The following is a 17,704-nucleotide window of genomic DNA, read 5'->3' as shown; positions in this document are numbered from 1 at the left end:
CAGTTATGAGCGATCTTACCTTTTTAGGAGATCTGGCGCTGGTGATGACCGCGGCCGCGGTTGCCGCTGTTCTGTGCCAGATTTTGAAGCAGCCCAAGGCGGTCGGCTACATTCTGGCCGGCCTGGCCCTCGGCGGTTTCGGCTTTTTCCGTCCGCTCATTTCAAACCAGGATTCAATCAACACGATTGCCGACCTGGGGCTGATCTTTCTCATGTTTTCCATGGGGATTGATTTCAACCTGCGTAAGATCAGGAATGTCGGCGTTTCGGCCATTGTTACCGCCCTGATTGACGTTACCGTTATGCTCTCGCTCGGTTTCGGCATCGGCCGCCTGCTGGGGTGGAACATCATTGAGAGTATTTTTCTCGGCGCGATTATCTGCGACTCCTCCACCACCATTATCACCAAGGTGCTCGGCGACCTGGAGCTTAAGCGGGAATCGTTCGCGCAGATTATTCTGGGCGCGACCATTGTGGAGGACCTGCTGGCCATTGTCCTGATTGCCCTGCTGACGGGTATCGGCCTTACCGGAAGCCTTGAAACCAACCTGCTGTTCGGCCGGATCGGGGCCCTGCTGGTTTTCCTCGTTATGCTCCTGATCGTCGGGTTGCTGGCGGTCCCGCGCCTCCTGAACAGATTGAGCCGTTTCCGGGACGACGAACTCCTGGCGATCGCCGTGATCGGCATTTGTTTCGCCGTGTCGCTTTTGTCAATCACGCTTGATTTTTCGTTGGCGCTCGGGGCCTTTATTATCGGCAGCATCATGGCCGAGGCCCGCGCGCGCGCGCGCATTGAAATGTTTGCCACCCCGATGCGCGACGTGTTCGGCGCCGTTTTCTTTGTGGCCATCGGCCTCATGGCGCATCCGGCGGCGGCCTTTGAACATTCCGGGGTGCTGCTCCTGCTGGTGGCGGCGGTGATTCTCGGCAAATTCTGCGCCTGTTCCGCCGGCGCTTTTGTGAGCGGCAGCGACCGCGCCACGGCGGTGCGCGTCGGCTGCGGCATGGCGCAGGTGAACGAGTTTGCGCTGATCATCGCCGCGCTGGGCGCCAAACTGGCTGTTACCCGCGATTTTGTCTATGCGCTGGCGGTTGGCGTGTCGCTGTTGACGACCTTTATCAGCCCTTACCTGATCCAGCATGCCGGCGCGGTTGACCGCGCGTTTGAGCGGCTCTTGCCGCCGGGATTCCGGCGGGCCCTGGAACGCTACACGGTGCGGGCCGCCAAAAAGGACGAGCGCTGGGAAAGCGACAATGTCATCCGCAAGACCATCCGGCGCTGTCTGGCCGTTATTCTGATCAACCTTGCCTGGATTGTCGGTATTTTCCTGGCCGCGGCTTATGCCGGCCGGCGTCTGGCCGGATTTTTCACACCGGCGCCGGATTTCCTGGGCGGCACCGGCGCCGTTTTCTGGTTCGGGGCGGCCCTTTTTTCCGTTCCTTTCGTGGTGGCAAGCCTGCGCAAACTGCGCGCGCTGGCGATGATTCTGGCCGAGATGCGCTTCCCGCAGGATGCGGCCCGGCCGGGCAATTCCACGCCGCGGCTTATCACGGAATGGGTCATAACAGTTTCCGGTCTGCTGGGGCTGGCGCTGTTTATTCTTGTGCTCGGCTCGGCTATTCTGCCGCCGCAGAGAATGCTCGTGGTTATGGCCGTGGCGGTTGTCGCCATTCTGGCCGTTTCCTGGAAATTCAATATCCGCATTTACAGCAAGGCGCAAGTCGCGCTCCGGGAAGTTTTTGCCGACGGCCAGTCTTTGTTAAATCTGCTTTCTTTCCATAAGGCCCAGTCGGTTCTGAATGAAGCGCACATGGCGGATATTCTCATCACGCCGCAGAGTCCGGCGGCCAACAAAATCATCCGCGAGATCAATTTGCGCGCCGTTACCGGCGCGGCCATTATCGCCCTGGAGCGCGGCGGCGACATGCACGTCAACCCTTCCGCCGGTGAAATCCTGCGCCCCGGCGACCGTCTTTATCTGCTCGGAACTTCCGCCCAGCTTGAAAAGGGCCGCGCCATCCTCGGCTGGTGAAGGACGTTGTTTGCCGCGGGTTTCGCAAGGAATCCCCGAAAAATTAAAATATTGACAATATTTTTTAATCGGTTATTTTGAACGTGAACGCATACCTGTGTAAACCGCGTCTTTTGTTTCAACTGTTATGAATTGTGGTATTATTGTTGCCGGCGGAAAGAGCGAGCGGATGGGGGCGGATATTGACAAGGCCTTCCTCAGCCTGGGAACGAAACCGGTTGTCGTCTATTCGCTTCTGGCTTTTGAAAAATGCAGGGATATTGATGAAGTCGTGCTGGTGGTGCGGCGGGACCGGATTGACGCGGCCCGGCAGGCCGCGCGGATGTTCGGGTGCAACAAGGTGAAAAAAATCGTGGCCGGCGGCGCCCAGCGGCAGCAGTCGGTCAGCAAAGGTCTGCAGGCGGCCGCCGAAGATATTGATATCGCCGTGGTGCACGACGGCGCGCGTCCGTGCGTTACCTCCGATCTCATAACGCAGACAATTAATTCCGCGAAACAGCACGGTTCCGGCGTGGCCGCCGTCAAGATCACCGATACGGTCAAGAGCGTTGAAAAGGGGGTAATCATTTCCGAGACGGTTGACCGCACAAAACTATGGCTGGTTCAGACGCCGCAGGCGTTCAAAGCCGATTTGCTGCGCAAAGCGTTTGCCCACGTTGAAAAGAAAAAAATCAGGATAACCGACGAGTCCTCAGCCGTGGAGCTTGTGGCAAAAGGAGTGAGGCTGGTTGTTTCCAGTTCTTCAAATATTAAAATTACAACTCCCGACGACCTGACCCTTGCCGCCGCTTTAATGAGACTTTTTTAAATGAGCGCCCCGATCTACGCCGTTATCAGCGATATCCACAGCAACTGGCAGGCCCTGCAGGCGGTGCTCAAGGACGCTTCCGCGCGGGGCGCGACCCATTACGTGTGTCTCGGCGACGTGGTCGGTTATAACGCCAATCCCGTGGAATGCCTGGAAAAGGTCCGCGAACTGGGTTGCGTGATCGTCAGCGGCAACCACGACCATTACTGCTCCTTTGACGATGACCTGACGGGGTTTCACCCGATCGCCGCGGATGCCGTTGACTGGACGCGGAAACAGCTCTCATCTGAACATCAGGTTATCCTGGCCAATCTGCGGCTGGTGGAAAGGGTTGAAAATTTTACCATCGTGCACAGCACGCTGGACATGCCGGAAATGTGGGGGTATGTTTTTGAAAGCCTGGAGGCCGAAGCCAGTTTTAACTATCAGATGACCACGGTCTGTTTTTTCGGCCATACCCATGTTCCCCTGGCCTTTGTCAAAGGCGGGGACATCACGGGGGGGAGCTATTCCCGCCTGAAAATTAATCTGGAGAAAAAATATTTTATCAATGTCGGCAGCATCGGCCAGCCGCGCGACGGCGATCCGCGGGCCTCATACGGAATTTATAATCTGGAAACCCGGGAAATTGAACTAAGACGCGTTGAATATGATATCGCCGCCGCGCAGGCCGAAATCCGCAAGGCCGGCCTGCCGGAACGCCTGGCCGCCCGGCTGGCGATAGGAAGATAAAAGAAAGGAAAACATCATGGCCTATGTTATCTCGGATAAATGCACTGTCTGCGGAAAATGCAAGGACGTCTGCCCGGTGGAAGCTATTTCCAAGGGCGGCAAACATTATATGATTGATGCGGAAACCTGCGTAAGCTGCGGCCAGTGCGTTGATGCGTGTGAGGCCGGCGCCATCGCGGAAGAGTGAAGCCCGGCTGGCCGTTCCTGTCGTCTGCCGCAAATCCGGCGGCCCCGCGGCGAAACAACCGGCAAGCGCGAAGCGCAAATTGAAAATCACCAAATGTCCACCTCCGACCCCAATCCCGCGCCTCCGTCTTCCCCGCATGACGAGACCCAGCGGCAGATCAATCTGAAAGCCCTGCAGGCGGCCGGTTATCGGCCTTTCGGCGGCGCTTTCGCGGCCAGCGGCACGCTCGGGGAAATCCGCGGCCGTTTCCAGGAGGGATTGGCCGTGCGCGCGGCCGGGCGACTGATGGCCGTCCGCCATATGGGAAAAAGCCTGTTTGCGGATTTGCGCGCGGACGGCGAACGCTTCCAGATTTTTGCCGGCAAATCGCAGACTCGGGATTATGATCTCTTTAAAATGCTGGACACCGGCGACCATGTCGGCATTGAGGGGGAATTGTTCACCACCCGCGCCGGCGAACAGACCGTCCGCGTGCATGCCTGGAGTCTGCTTGCCAAATCGCTGAAGCCGATGCCGGAAAAATGGCACGGCCTGAAGGATGTTGAAACCAGGTACCGCCAGCGTTACCTGGACCTGATCGCCAACGCCCGGTCGCGCAAGTTGTTTGATCTCCGTTTCCGGATCATCCGGGAAATACGCAGTTTTTTCTGGGAACGCGGATTTACCGAGGTGGAAACGCCGATGATGCAGCCCCAGCCCGGCGGCGCCCTCGCCCGGCCGTTTAAAACTCATTATGCGGCGCTGGCCGCCGATATGTACCTGCGGATCGCCCCGGAGTTGTACCTGAAACGACTGCTCGTGGGCGGGTATGAGAAGATTTTTGAGCTGAACCGTAATTTTCGCAACGAGGGGCTTTCCAGAAATCACAATCCCGAATTCACCATGCTGGAGGCTTATCAGGCCTATTCTGACCGGAAGGGCATGCAAGCGCTCGTTCAGGACCTCATTTGTTCCGTGGCCGCCAAAGTCGTCGGCACCCTGCGGGTCGGTTCCGAAGAGCAACCCGTCAACCTGGAGCCCTTGCCCTCCGGGAAATGGCCGGAAAAGAAATACCGTGAGTTAATCGCCGAAAAAATGGGGGCGGATTGGTATGCCTTGTCCGCGGCCGAGGCCGCGCCGCGCGCGGAAAAGGAGGGGTTGGCCATAGCCCCGGCCTGGAGCCACGCGCAGATCACCCATGAAGTGTATGAAAAAATAATTGAGCGCACTCTGGTTAATCCCGTTTTTGTCACAAACTTGCCGCGCGCGCTGGTGCCTCTGGCCAAAGTTTGTGAAGACAACCCCGACGAAGTGGATGTTTTTGAGCTGGTGATCGGCGGCAGGGAGATAGCCCCGGGTTACTCGGAGTTGAACGATCCCCGCGAACAGCGCGAAAGATTCAGCGATCAGGCCGGCGAAGATGCGCCCAAAACCGATGATGATTTTCTGCTGTCTCTGGAGCACGGCATGCCGCCGGCCGGCGGCCTGGGGCTGGGCGTGGACCGGCTGGTTATGGTTTTGACCGGGGCCGAGACCATCCGGGACGTCATCCTTTTCCCGCAACTGCGGCAGAAAAGCGAACCGTCCGATACTGCTTCTGATAACGGATTGCATTGATCTCACCGCCCGCTTCTCATGGAAGCACGCAGAGATAAAAAAAACAGTTTTGTCTCGGGAATATTCTGAAAAAATAAAAATAATCTTTATTACCTCCGCGAACTCTGCGTCTCTGCGGCAAAAACCGATATGTCGCTCCCATTCTCATTATTCCTCGCCTGCAAATACCTGAAGCCGAAGCGGACCTTCCTCTCTATCATTTCCGTCATTTCCGCCGTCGGCGTCATGCTGGGGGTGGCGGTGCTTATTATCGTGCTTTCGGTCATGAGCGGTTTTGACGACATGTGGCGCGAGAAAATTCTCGGCTTTGACGCTCATATCCTCGTTACTTTGCCCGGGACAATTGACGAGCCTGAAAAAATGGCCGAACAAATCAACCGGTTTCCCGGCGTTACGGCCGTGGCGCCCTGCGTGCAGGGACTGGTTTTTATTCAGCATGACGACCTGGTCTACACGCCCTTGATGCGGGGGATTGACGTTGAAGCCGAAAGGCGCATGAGCAAGCTGCCGGGACACATGGTCAGCGGCGCGTTTGAATTGGGCGAAAACGAGGTGATTGTCGGGCGCGAGCTGGCGCGCCGCCTGCGCCTCAAGGTCGGCCAGAAATTACTTGTTTTTTCGCCGCAGACATTTGTTGCCAAGCGTGATGAAATAACCTTGCCCCTGGAAATGACCGTCAGCGGCGTTTTTGAAATCGGTATGTCGGACTATGATATGAATTTTATCCTCGTCCCGCTCGATGCCGCCCGCGAACTTTACGGCATGGAAAACGGAGCGCATGCCTTGCGGGTCATGACTTCCGATCCCTATCAGGCGGGTAAAGTCGCCCGGCAGCTTTCCGCTTCTCTTCAGAACGAATATTATGATGTCAATGTCCAGACCTGGATGGAGCTTAATCGCCAGCTTTTTGACGCCCTGCGGGTGGAAAAAAACATGATGTTCTTCCTGCTCATTTTTATTGTGCTCGTGGCGGCCTTCGGTATTACGAACAGCCTTATCATTGTCGTTGTCCAGAAAACAAAGGAAATCGGCCTGCTTAAGGCGGTCGGGTTTTCTTCCGGAAGTGTCATGCGCGTTTTCCTATGGCAGGGCTGGATCCAGGGGGTGATCGGCACGGCTTTCGGAATTGTTCTTGGATTGATCATGCTTCATTATCGCAATGCCATCATGCGCGCGTTGTCTTTTTCTTTGCACATGGACTTGTTCCCAAAGGAGATTTATCAGTTGAGCGAAATCCCGGCCCATACATCGTTTGCGGACGTGGCCTGGGTCGCCCTGCTTTCAGTAATAATCTGTACCCTCGCCGGCTTGCTGCCGGCCTGGCGGGCCGCCCGGCTTGATCCGGCGCGCGCCTTGAGGTATGAGTGATGAATGTAGAAGAGGTTCAGAGTTCACGGTTCAAAGTTAAAGATTTTTAACCCGGAATTGTGAACTGTTAATTTTGAACCGGACAGTATTTATGATTGACGCGCAAACAACAACGCCCATTTTGGAAGTGAAAAATCTTAACCGGTCCTATCAGATGGGCGCAACGGCGCTCACCGTGCTTGGAAATGTATCGCTTCAAGTGTTTGCGGGTGAAACAGTGGCGATTATCGGGGCAAGCGGCGCGGGGAAAAGCACGTTGTTGCATATTATCGGCGGCCTGGACCAGCCGACGGGCGGGGCGGTCCGCCTGCATGGCCGGGATATCTATGCCATGTCCGGCCGCCAGAGGACAGTTCTTCGCGCGCGCAGTATCGGGTTTGTGTTTCAGTTTTACCATTTGCTGCCGGAACTGGATGTGCTTGAAAATGTCATGTTGCCGGCGATGAATTCCAGCCTCGGATTGTTCGGCTTCGCCGGCCGGCCGGCTTCCCTGGACAAACCCGGGAGCATGGCCTTGAAACTCCTGCGGTCGGTCGGGCTGGCGGAACGGTCCGGTCATTTGCCGGCGGAGCTTTCCGGCGGCGAACAGCAGCGGGTGGCGGTGGCGCGCGCCCTGGTCAATGAGCCCGAACTGGTCCTGGCCGATGAGCCCACCGGCAACTTGGATTCAGTGACGGGCGCGCAGGTCCTGAATGTCCTTTTCGGTCTGGTCGGGGATAAAAGGCGGACGCTCCTTCTGGTAACCCATAATGCGGAAGTCGCCGCCCGCTGCAGCCGCGTCCTCAAACTGAAGGACGGCCGCCTGGACGCCGCCTGAACCGAAGCTTTTTCCCGTCAAATTTTTTTCAACACCGCCGGTTTTACCGTCCGGATTGGAAGGAGCGCATGACGTTTTTCCTGAACTCCGCGTCGGTAAAGAAGCGATAGCCGGTGTTGGCCAGGGCTTCGGCGGCGGCCAGCATCTGCCGCAGGGCGTACGCGCCGCCCGCGGCCTCGCGGAATGCGATGGAATGCGCGGCGATTTCACGCCGCGCGATTCCGAAATAGACGTGCGCGCCCGGCACGCGCTGGGAAACATTGCCGAAATCAGATGAAGCGCGTCCGGAGCGTTCCGGAATTACCGGATTCAGGCCGAGCTTGCCGGCAAAATCAATGTAGGCTTCGTTGAAAAAAGGATTCGGCCGGCGCGCCTGGTAGCGCACGTCTGAAAGTTTTAACTCGGCCCGGGTATCCGTCATCAGCTCCGCGCCTTTCACTATGCGTTTGAAACGGGCAACCATTTTGTCCAGGACAGCGTCGTGGCCGGCCCGGAGGTAAAAGAAACAGGAGGCTTTGTCCGGAATGATGTTCGGTGCCGCGCCGCCTTCCTGGATAATGCCGTGAATCCGGCAGTTCTCGGGCAGTTGCTGGCGCCAGGCGTTTCGTATTCCGCCATGAAACAAAGCGCCGGCTTGTCTTTTCCGGCCGCCGCCTTGTAAGCGGTTGCAATTCCGGCGAAAGGCGTTTCCACTTTGAAGCGCCATTTGCGCAGAAGCCCGGCCTGCTGGCGGCAGGCCCGGTTTTCCTTGAATCCAAGTTCGGGAAAGGAATGGATGTTGGTCGCAAGCCGGCGCAAATCCGGCGCGATATTGTTGAGTGCGCGGTGAATCGCGGGATGGAGTCTGGCGTCCACTGTTTCTTCCTTCATTTTTTTCTCTTTTTATATTGTGTTTTTTTTAGCGCCGGCCGGCGCGGGAAAGATGCCGAAGAGGTTACATGAATAAGGCCCGAAAGACAAGTTGCATGATCCGATGAAATACTTGCATTTCCCGGCGGAACGTTTATGATTGCCCGCAAAGACCTAAAAACTGTCCGGCCGGCGGTTGCCTTGCCGGCTTTGCGGCGCAATTTTGAAATATCGGGCGGCAATGCGTTTAATGGAGGAAAAATGAGAGTTTATTTCAGCGGCCGGCTGGTGCCGGAAAAAGACGCGCGCGTGTCGGTGTTTGACCACGGTTTGCTGTACGGCGACGGCGTCTTTGAGGGCATCCGGACCTACAACGGACTGATATTCATGCTCGCGGAGCACATTGACCGCCTTTACCGGTCGGCCCAGGCCATTGCCCTGAAGATTCCCATGTCTAAAAAAGAGATGATGAAGGCCGTGGCCCTGACCTGCCGGGCCAACCATACGATGAACGGCTATGTCCGCCTGGTGGTGACCCGCGGAAGGGGCACCCTGGGGCTGAATCCGTATTCCTGCAAAAAACCGGAAGTCATCATTATCGCCGGCAATATCCAGCTTTATTCGCCGGCCGTTTATCGGAACGGGTTGAAAATTATCACGGCCGGAACCATCCGCAATCATCCCGATTCCCTGAATCCGGCCATCAAAAGCCTGAATTATCTGAATAACATCATGGCGAAAATTGAGGCGGTTAATTCCGGCGTTGAGGAAGTCATCATGCTCAATGCCCAGGGTTATGTGGCCGAGGCCTCCGGCGATAACGTCTTTGTCTTCAAGGGAAATTCCCTTCTCACCCCGCCGGTCAGCGCCGGGGCGCTGGAGGGCATTACCCGCGACGTCGTCGTGATGCTCGCCGCCCGGGACGGTTATGAAACGCGCGAAACAACGCTTACCCGTTACGATCTTTATAACGCCGACGAAATGTTCCTGACCGGAACGGCGGCCGAGATCATCAGCGTGGTGGAGATGGACCGGCGCCGGATCGGTTCTGGCCGGCCGGGCCGAAAAACGCTCAAACTGACCGAACAGTTCCGGAAATTCGCATCTGAAAACGGAACGCCCGTTATGTAGTGTTTTGCGAACAGAGGATGGGGGGGGCGCGAAAACAGGCGCCTCTTAAAAACGCGGTCCGCGCCGAGCTCATTCAAAGCGAGGAGTGAATTCAATGCTTTGCCAGATTTGCGGTAAAAAACAGGCGACAGTTCATCTGACGCAAATGCTGAACGATGAAGTGCGCAAAATGCATCTTTGCGAACAGTGCGCTGGCGCAAACGGCATTAACATCAATGCTCCGGACTCGGTCGCTGATTTTCTGCTTGGACTGGGGCCGCCCAAGAAGTCAAGTTCGGCCGCCGCCGGCCGCCTGTGCTCGCGGTGCCGGACGCATTTCCGGGACTTTAAGAAACTATCCCGCCTCGGATGCCAGAACTGTTATGCGGAATTTGCCGAGGAATTGAATCCGCTTTTGCAGGGCATGCAGAAAGGTGCGCGGCATGTCGGTAAAAAACCTGCTTATTGTCCCGGCGCCGTCAATGTCTTTCCGCCGCTGGCCTCTTTGAAAAAAACGCTGGATGAAGCAATAGCTTCCGAAAATTATGAGGAAGCGGCGCGCATTCGCGATCAGATTCGCGGGGCGGAACAGAACCGGAATTCACCGCAAAACGGCCGCGGCGAGACGCGGGTCCCTTCCTGATTTTTCATGAAAACGGTTGATGAACTCGTAAAACAGCCGGGCGCGTGGCTCAAAGTCGGCGGAAATGCGGGCATTGTCGTCAGCAGCCGCGTTCGCCTGGCGCGCAATATCAGCGGCCGCCTCTTTCCGGGGCGGGCCGGTGAAGAGGAGTCCCTGCGCCTGTTGCGCGACCTGGAGCCTGTTCTGCGCGGGCTTTCCGTATGGACCAGTCCGGTTATCCTGGAGATAAGCGCCTTGAACCGCATGGAGCGTGAAATTCTTATTGAAAGGCATTTGATGAGCCGCGACCTGGCCGCGAAGGGCAAGGGCAGCGCCCTGGCCTTGAAGCAGGACGAATCCATAGCGATCATGGTCAACGAGGAGGACCATATCCGCATGCAGGCCATGTCGCCCGGTCTTAATCTCCGGGAACTCTGGCGGCAGATTGACGCCGTGGATTCGGAAATGGAATCCGGTTTTAATCCGCCTGAGTCCCCCGGCGAGGACCGCCGCGCTCCGGCGGGCTATGCCTTTTCTCCGCAGTTGGGCTACCTGACCGCCTGCCCGACGAACGTCGGCACCGGGATGAGGGCCAGCGTCATGCTCCATCTGCCCGGCCTGGTGCTGATGAATGAAATCAATTCCATCCTTAAGGCGGTCAATAAAATCGGCCTGGCGGTGCGCGGATTGTGGGGGGAAGGCAGCGCCGCCGCCGGCAACATGTTCCAGATTTCAAACCAGATGACGCTCGGCGAAACCGAACAGACCATTATCGGAAGGCTTGAAAAAATCGTGCTGGAAATCGCCGGCCACGAAAAAAACAGCCGCGAACGGCTTATGGAGCAGAAAAAAAACCAGCTCCGCGATCATATCGGCCGCGCCATCGGAATTTTAACCAATGCCCATCTGCTTAATTCAAAGGAAACCCTGGATATGCTTTCGGCGCTGCGGCTCGGTTTGGAGACCGGCCTGGTCGGCGGCTGGTCCCGCGCCATGATTGACGAGCTTTTTGTGTTGACTCAGCCGGGGCACTTGCAGAAACTGGAGGGCAAATTCATCGGAGCGGAAAAACGCGATCTGGCGCGGGCCAGGCTGGTGCGCTCAAGATTGCTTGCGCGCCGTTGATTTGTTATATTTAACGAAACGATCCAAAAGCATTATTAATAAAATGAGTAATTTTACCCCCAGAGTGCAGCAAGTCCTGCAGTTGGCCCGCAAGGAGGCCGAACATTTTAACCATCAGTATGTCGGCACCGAGCATCTTCTTCTGGGCCTGCTTGCGCTCGGCGAGGGCGAGGCCGTTAATGTTCTCCAGCAAATGGGAGTGGACCTTGAAACGCTCCGTCTGGAGGTGGAAAAGGCCGTCGGCCAGGGACAGGATACCCAGACCATGGGCGCCCTGCCAATGACGCCGCGCGCCAAAAAAGTGCTGGCCCTGGCCGCGGCCGAGGCCAGGGAGCTGAATCACCAGTATGTCGGCACCGAGCATATACTCCTCGGGCTTTTGCGCGAGGACGAGGGCGTGGCCGCCAGCGTCCTTAAAAATCTCAATATTGATTTGGAGCGGACCCGGCTGGAAGTGATTAAACTGCTGGATCCTGATTACGATGGCGAGGGCAATGAAATGCCAGCGGCCGCGCCCGCGGCCCATGGCCAGAAACCATCGGCGGCAAAGACCCCGGCCTTGAACGCCTTTGGGCGCAACCTGACCGAGCTGGCGCGCAAGGGCCAGCTTGATCCGGTTATCGGCCGCACCGATGAAATCAAGCGCGTGCTTCAGATCCTTTGCCGGCGGACAAAGAACAACCCCGTTCTGCTTGGCGAGGCAGGGGTCGGCAAAACCGCCATTGTAGAGGGGCTGGCCCAGATGATTGCCGATCACGACGCGCCGGAACTGTTGGCCGGCAAGGAAGTAATTGCCCTGGATATGACGCTCCTCGTGGCCGGCACCAAATATCGCGGCCAGTTTGAAGAACGGATCAAGGCGGTCATGGACGAAATCAAGCGGACGAAAAACGTGATTCTCTTCATGGACGAACTGCACATGATCGTCGGCGCCGGTTCCGCGGAGGGCGCCATGGATGCCTCCAATATCTTCAAGCCGGCCCTGGCCCGCGGCGAATTGCAGTGCATCGGCGCCACCACCATGAACGAATACCGCAAATACATTGAAAAAGATTCGGCCCTGGAGCGCCGTTTCCAGACCATCCTGGTTGATGAGCCTACGGTTGAGGAGACAATTTCGGTTTTGAAGGGACTGAAATCCCGTTATGAAGCCCACCACAAGGTGCATTTTTCCGACGAGGCCTTGTCCGCCGCCGCGCGCCTCTCGCATCGTTACATCACCGGCCGTTACCTCCCGGATAAAGCGATTGACGTCCTGGATGAGGCCGGCGCCCATGCGCGGCTCAACCTGATGACCCGCCCGTCCGCCATAAGGACAATGGATAAGAAAGCGGCTGAATTGCGCCGCCACAAGGAGGAAGCCATCCGTTCCCAGCGTTTTGAGGAAGCGGCGGAGTGGCGCGACAAGGAACGTATTCTGCGCGAAGAGATGGAAAAAAAGGCTGATAAATGGCGCAAACGGCAGGAAAAGAAACTGAAGCCGGTTCAGGAAGAGGATATCGTGTCCGTCGTGTCAAAATGGACCGGCGTGCCGCTGGCCAAGCTTGATGAGAACGGAACCGCCCGGCTTTTGCGCATGGAAGAGGAAATGTCAAAGGTTGTTCTTGGACAGGCCGAGGCCGTGGCCGTCATCGCGAAGGCGCTCCGGCGTTCGCGGGCGGACCTCAAGGACCCGCGCCGCCCGATCGGATCGTTTGTCTTTCTGGGGCCGACCGGCGTCGGAAAAACGTTGACAGCCAAGGCGCTGGCTGAATACATGTTCGCCGACCAGGATGCCCTCATCCAGATGGATATGTCCGAATACATGGATAAGTTCATGGTTTCGCGCCTGATCGGTTCTCCGCCCGGATATGTCGGCTACGAAGAGGGCGGCCAGTTGACTGAGAAAGTGCGCCGCCGGCCATACTCGGTTGTGCTTTTTGACGAGATTGAAAAGGCGCATCCCGAGGTCATCAATATTTTACTCCAGATTCTTGAGGAAGGAATGCTGACCGACAGTCTGGGGCGGAAGGTCAATTTCCGCAATACCATCGTGATCATGACTTCCAATGTCGGAACCTCGGCCGCGAAAGACGCGGGCGGGTTGGGTTTTTCGCCGGGCGGACAAGAGGCCGATTTTGAGCGGATGAAAGCCGGAATGCTTGACGAAGCCAGACGCGCTTTTCGTCCGGAACTGTTCAACCGGCTGGACGAAGTCATCGTTTTCCGGCAGTTGGCGCGCGCGGACGCGGCCGGAATTCTGGAACTTGAGCTGGCCAAGGTCCGCGCGCGCATTTCCGCGCGCGGGGTTGCGGCGGAGATTGGGGCGGAGGCGAAGAAATTTTTGATTGACAAGGGATTCAGTGAAAAGGACGGCGCGCGCCGCCTGCGCCGGGCCGTTGAAAAATATCTCCAGGACCCCCTGGCCGAAGAAATTCTGGCCGGCCGTATCAACACCCCGGCGGATGTTAAAGTCAAGGTGGACGGGGGCAAGCTGAAATTTGAGCCGGCCGCCGGACCGGTTGAAGCGCGGAATGTGAAGCTGGAAACGGCGCCGGGACGGCGCAGAGCGGGCAGCGTTAAAAGCATGGACTGAAAACCGGATGTTTGCATGATAATTGTCATATGACTTAATGAAACGCGTCAACACTTCATGCCGATCATCCGCCTCATAACTTCCTTCTGTTCCCGCCTCAGCCTGAAACATAAAATGGTCCTGGGCGCCGGAATCGGCTGGATCATGGGCTCCCTTTTCCGTTACCGCCGCGCGGAAGTTTTGCGGACGATTCGCCGCTGCCTGCCGGAAAAAAGCGAAGACGAGGTCAGGAAGATTGCAAGCGGCATGTATCGGCACCTGGGGCGTTTTGTGATTGAATCGGCCGGGGCCGAAAGTATTGACGCGCGTTTCTTGCGCGAAAACGTTGAGGTTGTCGGCCGCGAAATCATGGCGGCACTGCTTGCCCGGGGGAAGGGCGTCATCGCGCTCACGGCCCATATTGGCAATTTTGACCTGCTCGGAATAATCTCCTGTCTTTCGGGCATTCCCCTGACCTCCATTTCTAAAAAGCTCCATCCGAAATCGCTGGATGATTACTGGATAGGGACGCGCACGAAATTCGGCTTTAAGATTATCCCCACCAAACATTCGTTCCGCAGCGCCGTTACCAGCTTGAAAAACAACGGGGTGCTGGGTTTCCTTCTTGACCAGAACATGAAGCGCAACCGCGGGATTTTTGTGGATTTTTTCGGACAACCCGCCTGCACCTCGCCGGGGCTGGCGCAATTGAGCGTTTATTGCGGCAGTCCCGTGGCGCCCGTTTTCATCACGCGCACCGCGCGCGGCGGCCATCGCGTGGAAATTATGCCGGCCTTGGAGCCGCCCTCCGATAATAGTCCGGAATCCATCCGGGAAGCAACCCGCCGGTATAACCGCGTCATAGAGGATTATATCCGCCGTTATCCCGACCAATGGATATGGCTGCACCGCCGCTGGCGCACGCGGCCGCTGGAAGAAAAGCAGAATGCCGCCGGCGCGCCGCCTTGATGCGGCGCGGCGCAGGTTGCGGAAGTTATCCTCGGCGCCCAAAGCAACAACGGCCTGTCAGTTTAAGGCGTTGGCAGTTCGTTCGTTGCCCGGCCGGCCGGAGCGCATGTTTCGGCGCGTTCCTTGCTCAAGTGCCGCCAGCGGAGGAAAAGACCGAACAGAAAGATCGCCATGACCAAAATTATGACCAGGCGTTCATGGGGCGTGAGCGTGAAACAGGACCGTGGGCCGGCAATAATTTCCCTGAAGCGCGTCATAAAATGTTCAGCATTTTACCACCAGGTTGATTAGCCTGTCCGGGACAAAAACGACCTTGATGATTTGACCTTCGGCCACGGCCTTGGCCGCCGCCGGCTGTTTGAGGGCGGCGGCTTGAGCCGTTTCCTTGTCCAAACCGGGGGCGACAAGCATCGTTCCGCGGAACTTGCCGTTGACCTGGATGGCAATTTCAACTTCCTGTTTTTCCAGGGCGTTCTGGTCGGCGGCGGGCCAGCCGGCCGACATGATTCCGGCCTCGTGTCCCATGGCGATCCAGCATTCCTCGGCGATATGCGGGGCGAGCGGCGAAATGAGCAGGATAATGGTTTCCAGCGCGCGGCGTCCGACCGCCTTCAGCTGGGGGGAGGAATCGGGCGCGATCATGAATTCTTCCAGCATGTTCATCAACTCCATGATCTGCGCGATGGCGGTATTGAAATGAAACGCGCCCTCCAAATCCCGGGTAACCTTTACGATTGTTTCATGGGTCTTGCGGTAAAGTTTCTTTTCCCCGGCGGTCATGGCGGCCCGGTCCGGTCTGATGGAAAAATCCCTGAGCAGTTCGTGGTTGTCGTAAACCTGCCGCCAGAGTCGTTTCAGGAAACGGGAGGCGCCTTCAATGCCGGAATCGCTCCATTCGGCGTCCTTTTCAGGCGGGCCGATGAAAAGCGTGTAAAGCCGGACGGTGTCGGCCCCGTAATCGCGGATTAAATCGTCGGGACTGACGACGTTGCCCTTTGATTTTGACATTTTGTGGAGCTGGCCGTCCTTTTCACTGCGTTTGCAGATCATGCCCTGGGTGAAGAGGTTGGCAAAAGGCTCGTCAAAAGCGATCAAGCCGATGTCGCGCAAGACCTTGGTGAAAAACCGCGCGTATAAAAGGTGGAGGATGGCGTGCTCAATTCCGCCGATATACTGGTCAACCGGCAGCCAGCGGTTGCAGGCTTCCGGGTCAATGGCGCGTTTGTCATCCTGCGGGGAAAGGTATCTTAAAAAATACCAGCTGGAGTCAACAAAAGTGTCCATCGTGTCGCTTTCCCGCCGGGCGCCGGAGCCGCATTTCGGGCAGACGGCGCTCATGAATTCCGTCTGACGCGCCAGCGGCGATTCGCCGGTCGGCCGGAACTCAATATTATCAGGCAAAAGCACCGGCAATTGTTGTTCCGGCACCGGCACAATGCCGCATTTCGGGCAGTAGACAATCGGGATGGGCGCGCCCCAGTAGCGCTGGCGGCTGATCAGCCAGTCGCGCAGGCGGAAATGGACGGCGGCCCGGCCGAATCCTTTTTCGCGGGCGTAAGCGGTCATTTTGATCCGCGCTTTCGGGGAAGACAGGCCTGAAAATTCTCCGGAATTAAAGGTAACGCCGTCATCGCAAAAAGCTTCCTGCAAAGTTTTCAAATCCGGACTGCCTTCCGCATTCCGGATGGAAAGTTTCACGGGTAAATTGTATTTGCGAGCGAAAACCCAGTCGCGGCTGTCGTGGGCGGGCACGGCCATGACCGCGCCGGTGCCGTAGCTTGTAAGAACGTAATCGCCCACCCAGAGCGGGATTTTTTCGCCGGTGAAGGGGTTGACAACGAAACGCCCGGTAAAGACGCCGTTTTTTTCAAGGGCGTTGCCGGCGCGCTCCATGGATGTCAGCCGCGCCGCGCGGGCGGCGAACTGTTTCGCATTTTCCTCTTCCGGCAGGCCTTTGACCAGTTCGGCCAGCCCGGGATATTCCGGCGCCAGCACCATGTAAGTGCAGCCGTAAATTGTGTCAATGCGGGTGGTGAAGCAGGAAATACAGCGAACTGGGTCGGGGCGGTTGTCGCCGCGCGGGACGAGCGTGAAATCAATCCGCGCGCCTTCGCTGCGTCCGATCCAGTTGGCCTGCATGGTTTTCACCCGTTCCGGCCAGCCCGGGAGCTTGTTCAAATCGTCCAGCAGGCGCTGGGCGTAGTCCGTGATTTTGAAAAACCACTGTTCCAGCAGTTTTTCCTGCACCGGCGATTCGCAGCGCCAGCATTTGCCGTCAATGACCTGTTCATTGGCCAGCACTGCGGCGCAGGAGGGACACCAGTTGACCGGCGCCTTTGCCTTGTAAGCCAGGCCGCGCTCGTAAAATTTGAGGAAGAACCATTGGGACCACTTGTAATAATCGGGCGAACAGGCGGTTACTTCGCGGTCCCAGTCGTAGACCACGCCCCATGAATCAAACTGGCGTTTCATGGTGGCGATGTTGTTGAAAGTGCAAACGCGGGGATGCGTGCCGGTTTTTATGGCGGCGTTTTCGGCGGGCAGGCCGAAGGCGTCCCAGCCCATGGGGGCGAGCACGTTGCGGCCCAGCATTTTCTTGTAGCGCGCAACCGCGTCGCCGATGATGTAATTGCGGCCGTGGCCGACGTGCAGGGCGGCCGAGGGGTAGGGGAACATCATCAGGCAATAGTATTTTTGATCGGTCCGGTTCTGGTCGGCCTTGAAAAACCCCATTTCCTTCCAGAACTTCTGCCACTTCGGCTCAATTTCCGCGAATGGATATTTTTCCTTCATGATTTTCTTGTATTTTTTTCAGCTGACCGTAGAATTGGCCAAATCATAATACACGCGGCGGCAATGTCAATAGATTTGCCCGCGCCGGCCAAGAAGATAGAAAATAAAACTGAACAACCCGGAATCTGTCTGCTATTGCTT

At 57.2% G+C, this 17,704-nt stretch carries 16 protein-coding genes; 12 read left to right on the top strand and 4 right to left on the bottom strand.

The features are described from left to right. The 7 genes from PHP98_00495 to PHP98_00465 all read left to right on the top strand — a co-directional run. A partial coding sequence (locus tag PHP98_00495) for a cation:proton antiporter (protein ID MDD5482119.1) occupies positions 1 to 2,033 on the top strand: 2,033 nt, incomplete at its 5' end. Positions 2,034 to 2,160: 127 nt separating this feature from the next. Continuing rightward, complete coding sequence (ispD, locus tag PHP98_00490; protein MDD5482118.1) at positions 2,161 to 2,841, top strand: 2-C-methyl-D-erythritol 4-phosphate cytidylyltransferase; 681 nt, start codon at positions 2,161 to 2,163, stop codon at positions 2,839 to 2,841. Beyond that, the gene (locus PHP98_00485) at positions 2,842 to 3,573 is read left to right on the top strand and encodes a metallophosphoesterase family protein (GenBank protein MDD5482117.1); all 732 of its coding nucleotides are present in this window, start codon (positions 2,842 to 2,844) and stop codon (positions 3,571 to 3,573) included. A gap of 16 nt (positions 3,574 to 3,589) precedes the next feature. Then, complete coding sequence (locus tag PHP98_00480; protein ID MDD5482116.1) at positions 3,590 to 3,760, top strand: 4Fe-4S binding protein; 171 nt, start codon at positions 3,590 to 3,592, stop codon at positions 3,758 to 3,760. A 93-nt stretch (positions 3,761 to 3,853) separates the two neighbouring features. After that, on the top strand, positions 3,854 to 5,356 hold the full coding sequence (gene lysS, locus PHP98_00475) for a lysine--tRNA ligase (protein ID MDD5482115.1): 1,503 nt from the start codon (positions 3,854 to 3,856) through the stop codon (positions 5,354 to 5,356). Positions 5,357 to 5,485: 129 nt separating this feature from the next. Next, positions 5,486 to 6,724 (top strand): ABC transporter permease, encoded by a 1,239-nt coding sequence (locus PHP98_00470; GenBank protein MDD5482114.1) that lies wholly within the window; start codon positions 5,486 to 5,488, stop codon positions 6,722 to 6,724. Between the two features lie 91 nt (positions 6,725 to 6,815). Beyond that, complete coding sequence (locus PHP98_00465; GenBank protein MDD5482113.1) at positions 6,816 to 7,541, top strand: ABC transporter ATP-binding protein; 726 nt, start codon at positions 6,816 to 6,818, stop codon at positions 7,539 to 7,541. A 43-nt stretch (positions 7,542 to 7,584) separates the two neighbouring features. Here PHP98_00465 and PHP98_00460 read toward each other — a convergent pair whose 3' ends face one another. Both PHP98_00460 and PHP98_00455 read right to left on the bottom strand, forming a co-directional pair. After that, positions 7,585 to 7,962, bottom strand: coding sequence for a hypothetical protein (locus PHP98_00460; GenBank protein MDD5482112.1), 378 nt, complete (start codon positions 7,960 to 7,962; stop codon positions 7,585 to 7,587). 17 nt (positions 7,963 to 7,979) lie between these two features. After that, a complete protein-coding gene (locus PHP98_00455; protein MDD5482111.1) occupies positions 7,980 to 8,411 on the bottom strand; it encodes a hypothetical protein in 432 nt (143 codons plus the stop codon). A 240-nt stretch (positions 8,412 to 8,651) separates the two neighbouring features. Here PHP98_00455 and ilvE point away from each other — a divergent pair, with 240 nt between their 5' ends. The 5 genes from ilvE to PHP98_00430 all read left to right on the top strand — a co-directional run bounded on the left by ilvE (position 8,652) and on the right by PHP98_00430 (position 14,770). After that, positions 8,652 to 9,521, top strand: a complete 870-nt coding sequence (gene ilvE / locus PHP98_00450) for a branched-chain-amino-acid transaminase (GenBank protein MDD5482110.1) — start codon at positions 8,652 to 8,654, stop codon at positions 9,519 to 9,521. A gap of 94 nt (positions 9,522 to 9,615) precedes the next feature. After that, the gene (locus PHP98_00445) at positions 9,616 to 10,143 is read left to right on the top strand and encodes a UvrB/UvrC motif-containing protein (GenBank protein MDD5482109.1); all 528 of its coding nucleotides are present in this window, start codon (positions 9,616 to 9,618) and stop codon (positions 10,141 to 10,143) included. Positions 10,144 to 10,149: 6 nt separating this feature from the next. After that, positions 10,150 to 11,247 (top strand): protein arginine kinase, encoded by a 1,098-nt coding sequence (locus tag PHP98_00440; GenBank protein ID MDD5482108.1) that lies wholly within the window; start codon positions 10,150 to 10,152, stop codon positions 11,245 to 11,247. Positions 11,248 to 11,290: 43 nt separating this feature from the next. Continuing rightward, on the top strand, positions 11,291 to 13,822 hold the full coding sequence (locus tag PHP98_00435; GenBank protein MDD5482107.1) for an ATP-dependent Clp protease ATP-binding subunit: 2,532 nt from the start codon (positions 11,291 to 11,293) through the stop codon (positions 13,820 to 13,822). Between the two features lie 57 nt (positions 13,823 to 13,879). Further along, entirely contained in the window at positions 13,880 to 14,770 is an 891-nt protein-coding gene (locus tag PHP98_00430) for a lysophospholipid acyltransferase family protein (GenBank protein ID MDD5482106.1), read from the top strand. A gap of 62 nt (positions 14,771 to 14,832) precedes the next feature. Here the strand turns inward: PHP98_00430 and PHP98_00425 are convergent, their stop codons facing one another. Continuing rightward, positions 14,833 to 15,027 (bottom strand): hypothetical protein, encoded by a 195-nt coding sequence (locus PHP98_00425; GenBank protein MDD5482105.1) that lies wholly within the window; start codon positions 15,025 to 15,027, stop codon positions 14,833 to 14,835. Positions 15,028 to 15,034: 7 nt separating this feature from the next. Further along, positions 15,035 to 17,563, bottom strand: coding sequence for a leucine--tRNA ligase (gene leuS / locus PHP98_00420; GenBank protein ID MDD5482104.1), 2,529 nt, complete (start codon positions 17,561 to 17,563; stop codon positions 15,035 to 15,037). Between the last annotated feature and the right edge of the window lie 141 nt (positions 17,564 to 17,704).

This window comes from Kiritimatiellia bacterium, assembly GCA_028715905.1.
Classification (GTDB): Bacteria; Verrucomicrobiota; Kiritimatiellia; order JAAZAB01; family JAAZAB01; genus JAQUQV01.
This window is presented reverse-complemented; position numbering and strand designations above follow the sequence as displayed.

Excerpts from the sequence above, each read along its gene's own strand:
- ispD (MDD5482118.1), top strand. The coding sequence starts at position 2,161 with ATGAATTGTGGTATTATTGTTGCCGGCGGAAAGAGCGAGCGGATGGGG.
- PHP98_00485 (MDD5482117.1), top strand. The coding sequence starts at position 2,842 with ATGAGCGCCCCGATCTACGCCGTTATCAGCGATATCCACAGCAACTGG.
- PHP98_00480 (MDD5482116.1), top strand. The coding sequence starts at position 3,590 with ATGGCCTATGTTATCTCGGATAAATGCACTGTCTGCGGAAAATGCAAG.
- lysS (MDD5482115.1), top strand. The coding sequence starts at position 3,854 with ATGTCCACCTCCGACCCCAATCCCGCGCCTCCGTCTTCCCCGCATGAC.
- PHP98_00470 (MDD5482114.1), top strand. The coding sequence starts at position 5,486 with ATGTCGCTCCCATTCTCATTATTCCTCGCCTGCAAATACCTGAAGCCG.
- PHP98_00465 (MDD5482113.1), top strand. The coding sequence starts at position 6,816 with ATGATTGACGCGCAAACAACAACGCCCATTTTGGAAGTGAAAAATCTT.
- PHP98_00460 (MDD5482112.1), bottom strand. The coding sequence starts at position 7,962 with ATGACGGATACCCGGGCCGAGTTAAAACTTTCAGACGTGCGCTACCAG.
- PHP98_00455 (MDD5482111.1), bottom strand. The coding sequence starts at position 8,411 with ATGAAGGAAGAAACAGTGGACGCCAGACTCCATCCCGCGATTCACCGC.
- ilvE (MDD5482110.1), top strand. The coding sequence starts at position 8,652 with ATGAGAGTTTATTTCAGCGGCCGGCTGGTGCCGGAAAAAGACGCGCGC.
- PHP98_00445 (MDD5482109.1), top strand. The coding sequence starts at position 9,616 with ATGCTTTGCCAGATTTGCGGTAAAAAACAGGCGACAGTTCATCTGACG.
- PHP98_00440 (MDD5482108.1), top strand. The coding sequence starts at position 10,150 with ATGAAAACGGTTGATGAACTCGTAAAACAGCCGGGCGCGTGGCTCAAA.
- PHP98_00435 (MDD5482107.1), top strand. The coding sequence starts at position 11,291 with ATGAGTAATTTTACCCCCAGAGTGCAGCAAGTCCTGCAGTTGGCCCGC.
- PHP98_00430 (MDD5482106.1), top strand. The coding sequence starts at position 13,880 with ATGCCGATCATCCGCCTCATAACTTCCTTCTGTTCCCGCCTCAGCCTG.
- PHP98_00425 (MDD5482105.1), bottom strand. The coding sequence starts at position 15,027 with ATGACGCGCTTCAGGGAAATTATTGCCGGCCCACGGTCCTGTTTCACG.
- leuS (MDD5482104.1), bottom strand. The coding sequence starts at position 17,563 with ATGAAGGAAAAATATCCATTCGCGGAAATTGAGCCGAAGTGGCAGAAG.